1 protein-coding gene is annotated in these 1,932 nt (G+C 61.4%); it reads left to right on the forward strand.

Translation table 11 applies throughout. The features are described from left to right. Nucleotides 1-108: 108 nt before the first annotated feature. Nucleotides 109-1,464 carry an acetyl-CoA carboxylase biotin carboxylase subunit gene (gene accC, locus GSQ90_RS21720; protein ID WP_158816976.1) on the forward strand — a complete coding sequence of 452 codons (1,356 nt, stop codon included), beginning with the start codon at nucleotides 109-111 and terminating at the stop codon, nucleotides 1,462-1,464. The last annotated feature ends 468 nt before the right edge of the window (nucleotides 1,465-1,932 follow it).

A 1,932-nucleotide genomic window follows, 5' to 3' on the forward strand; every position in this document is an offset into this window, starting at 1 on the left:
CCCCACCCCGGCCCTCCCCCACAAGGGGGGAGGGAGCGGACGCGCTCAATATTGTCCGGGGTCGGTTGCCTGCAACATCGGATTTCGAGCCTCCCAAAGGACCGCAGGATGTTCGATAAAATCCTCATTGCGAACCGGGGCGAGATCGCGCTGCGCATCCTGCGCGCGGCCAAGGAATTGGGCATTGCCACGGTCGCTGTTCATTCGACTGCCGATTCCGAGGCGATGCATGTCAAGCTCGCTGATGAGAGCGTGTGCATCGGGCCGCCCGCCGCCCGCGACTCCTATCTCAACATCCCTTCGTTGCTGGCGGCCTGCGAAATCACCGGCGCCGACGCCGTCCATCCCGGCTATGGCTTTCTCTCGGAGAACGCCCGTTTCGCCGAAATCCTCGGCGAACATAACATCGCTTTCATCGGCCCGCGGCCCGAGCATATCCGCATCATGGGCGACAAGATCGAGGCCAAGCGCACAGCGGTGCGCCTCGGCATTCCCTGTGTGCCCGGCTCCCCCGGCGCGGTAAGCGACGATGCAGAGGCTCTGCGCATCGGCGCGGAGATCGGCTATCCCGTGCTCGTCAAGGCGGCGGCGGGCGGCGGCGGCCGCGGCATGAAGGTCGCCCATACCGCCGAAGAGCTTCCCGGCGCGATATCGACCGCCAAGGCTGAGGCGAAGGCGGCGTTCGGCGACGACGCGGTCTATCTTGAGAAATACCTGCAAAAGCCCCGCCATATCGAAATCCAGGTGCTTGCCGACGGCCAGGGCCGCGCCATTCATCTGGGCGAACGCGATTGTTCGCTGCAGCGCCGCCACCAGAAAATCTGGGAGGAAGGCCCCTCGCCCGCGCTCAATGCGGAGCAGCGCGAAGAGATCGGCGGCATTGTCGCGCGCGCCATGGCCGAGCTCCGATATATCGGCGTCGGCACGGTCGAGTTTTTGTATGAGGACGGCCGGTTCTATTTCATCGAAATGAACACCCGCATTCAGGTCGAACATCCCGTGACCGAAATGATCACCGGCATCGATCTCGTCAACGAGCAGATCAAGATCGCCGCCGGCTCGCCGCTGACGATTGCGCAGGAGGACGTGCGGATCACCGGCGCGGCGATCGAATGCCGCGTCAATGCCGAACATGCGCGCACCTTCACGCCCTCGCCCGGCCGCATCGCCTATTATCATCCGCCCGGCGGCCTTGGCGTGCGCGTCGATTCAGCGGTCTATCAAGGCTATGTCATCCCGCCCTTTTACGATTCGCTGGTAGGCAAGCTGATCGTCCACGGCCGCAGCCGCACCGAGGCGCTCATGCGGCTGCGCCGGGCTTTGGACGAATTCATTGTCGATGGCGTCGAGACGACGCTGCCTCTGTTCCGCACGCTGGTGCGCAACACGGATATTCAGAACGGGCAATATGACATCCACTGGCTGGAGGAGTTTCTGGCTGCGGAGGCGAAGGACGAGAAGTAGTTTTGGCGGCCAGACAATTGCCGCCGATGGAATAGCTCCGGAATAGCCGGAGCGCCCAAATGACCGGTCGCGACGCGTCAAAACCCTCACTAAGTCCTTGATTTTCGCTCGCGCGGAAGTGCGCCTGCTTCCGCGAAATGAGCGATGTCAATGGCTTGAGCCCATTCTGGCTTCCACATCGCAATTTCTGGACACAAAACGGGGCCCAAACGCCTCGCGGCGCTCGACGTCGCGGCTGACGCCGAAGCGAGCGCCTTGACCCAAGCGAGCGGGCTTCCGGACGGCGAGAATGAGGGGCGTTCAAGGCTGACCTCCTTGAAGATCGGTTTTTTTGGAAAATGAGACAGAAGGTTATCATTAATTCTTATTTTCAGAAACAACAAATTGGCTCTTATGGCGTTAGCTGTTGGTATTGATTATTGTGCTCCTGATGATTCGGGAGGCGGGGGATGGAGAGCCATGAATTCC

Origin of the sequence: Methylocapsa sp. S129 (assembly GCF_009765995.1) — a bacterium.
GTDB lineage: Bacteria > Pseudomonadota > Alphaproteobacteria > Rhizobiales > Beijerinckiaceae > Roseiarcus.